General features: G+C 44.8%; 2 protein-coding genes and 1 pseudogene. All 3 read right to left on the bottom strand.

The window, feature by feature from the left end:
• The coding region (locus CVD27_RS14895) for a BMC domain-containing protein (RefSeq protein ID WP_101648701.1) at positions 1-277 on the bottom strand (277 nt) is incomplete at its 3' end.
• Between the two features lie 23 nt (positions 278-300).
• Positions 301-1,770 (bottom strand): aldehyde dehydrogenase family protein, encoded by a 1,470-nt coding sequence (locus CVD27_RS14900; protein WP_180960293.1) that lies wholly within the window; start codon positions 1,768-1,770, stop codon positions 301-303.
• A 73-nt stretch (positions 1,771-1,843) separates the two neighbouring features.
• Positions 1,844-1,958 (bottom strand): annotated as a pseudogene (locus tag CVD27_RS28750) (ethanolamine utilization microcompartment protein EutL); the annotation flags it as partial.

Here is a 1,958-nt window from a genome sequence, read left to right on the forward strand (position 1 = left end):
TTTTTGGTAACATCAATTCTAATTCATTATGTGGTCTTGGGATCACGTGAACAGAAAGCAATTCGCCCACACGTTGTGCAGAAGCCGCTCCTGCATCTGTTGCTGCTTTTACTGCGCCTACATCGCCACGTACCATAACTGTTACGATTCCGCCGCCAACATGTACTTTACCTACTAAGTTTACGCTTGCCGCTTTCACCATTGCGTCTGCTGCCTCAATTGCACCGATTAATCCTTTAGTTTCTACCATTCCTAATGCTGTACCTTCTCTGTTCATAATTGTTTCCTCCTAATAGTGTTTTATTTTGTAAGTTGTTTAACGATTTCACTGACTAAGTTCTGTACTAATGCTGGATCAATGTTGCTGTTTGTTGAAGCTGATACATTGTTCATCACATTGGATACAAGCTGATCGTTCGAGCTTTCTACTGGCTCTGAGTGCTTCGGTAACTGTACTTCCTTCGTGCCGTATGCCATCCGCTTAATGTTCAGCAAATGCTTAGCTGTGACATTGTCTGATGTAATATTGCCGCCAAATGTTCCGCACCCTAATGTGAATGATGGCATTAAACCTGTCGTACCACCAACTGCTCCAATAGAAGACATGGTATTGACCAAAATACGGGATACTGGCATTTCCATAGCGAATTCACGAGCTACTGCATCGATTTCGGTATGTAGTGCCAAGCTATGTCCACGCCCGCCAAGATTTAGCAAGTCGAGGCACACTTCTTTCGAGTGCTTCACACCATCCACGACATACATAGCGAAAATCGGTGATAATTTCTCCAATGAAAACGGTACGTCTTTACCAACTTTCGTTTCCATCCCAACAATCAAGCGCGTGCCTTCAGGTAAAGAAATGCCTGCCATTTTCGCGATGAACTGTGGGCTCTTACCGACCACTTTCGGATTCACCTTACCGGGTACCGGTGAGATGACACCTTCCATAATCTTTTTCTCTTCATCCGATAAAATATACGCGCCATTTTTCTTCAACTCACGCGTAACGAGATCCACGACGTGCTTATCGACAACAATGGCTTGCTCGGTTGCACAAATCGTACCGTAATCAAATGATTTGCTGTCCACAATATCTTTTACCGCTTTTTCAATCTTTGCGGAACGTTCGATATACACTGGCACATTCCCAGGACCTACACCGTAAGCCGGCTTACCGGAGCTATATGCCGCTTTGACGAGCGCACTACCGCCTGTTGCAATGATAAGATTCACGTCTTTATGCGACATTAATTGCTGTGTAGCTTCCATTGAAGCCAGTGTGAGACATTGAATCAAACCTTCAGGGGCTCCAGCTGCAACCGCTGCTGCATCACATACTTTTAATGCTTCGTGTGTACATTCCACTGCGTAAGGGTGAGGGCTAACTACAATGGAATTTCGTGTCTTCAATGAAATCAACGTTTTGAAGAACGCCGTCGATGTTGGGTTGGTCGTTGGGATGATTGCGGCAACTACACCGAACGGAGCAGCGATTTCCACGACTTTATTCATATGGTCCTCTTTGATGACACCGACCGTTTTCATATCTTTAATACTTTCGTATACATCACGGGAGCCCACTTCGTTCTTAATTTTCTTATGAGCTGCTACCCCCATACCTGTTTCATCTACCGCAAGTTGCGCGAGGCGACCGGATTGTTCAAAGGCAGCATCCGCTACAGCTTTAACAATCTTGTCGACTTGTTGCTGAGAATAGCCCATAAATTTCTCTTGTGCTTCTTTTGCAGTTTGAACAGCCAAGCGCATTTGCTGCAAAGCCAATAAATCATTATCCACTAATTGAACCAAATCAAAACACTCCTTTCTACATGCTTCTCTATCAATAACTTAACGGATGATCCGCCATGTTCTGTACGGCTTCACGGAACGCGTCAGCTGCTGCTTCACAAGAAGATTGACTGCCTGTGAGCAGACCGCCACCGAAGTTTGTTTCA

Source organism: Neobacillus cucumis (genome assembly GCF_002860255.1).
Classification (GTDB): Bacteria; Bacillota; Bacilli; order Bacillales; family Cytobacillaceae; genus Neobacillus; species Neobacillus cucumis_A.

Excerpts from the sequence above, each read along its gene's own strand:
- CVD27_RS14900 (WP_180960293.1), bottom strand. The coding sequence starts at position 1,770 with ATGCGCTTGGCTGTTCAAACTGCAAAAGAAGCACAAGAGAAATTTATG.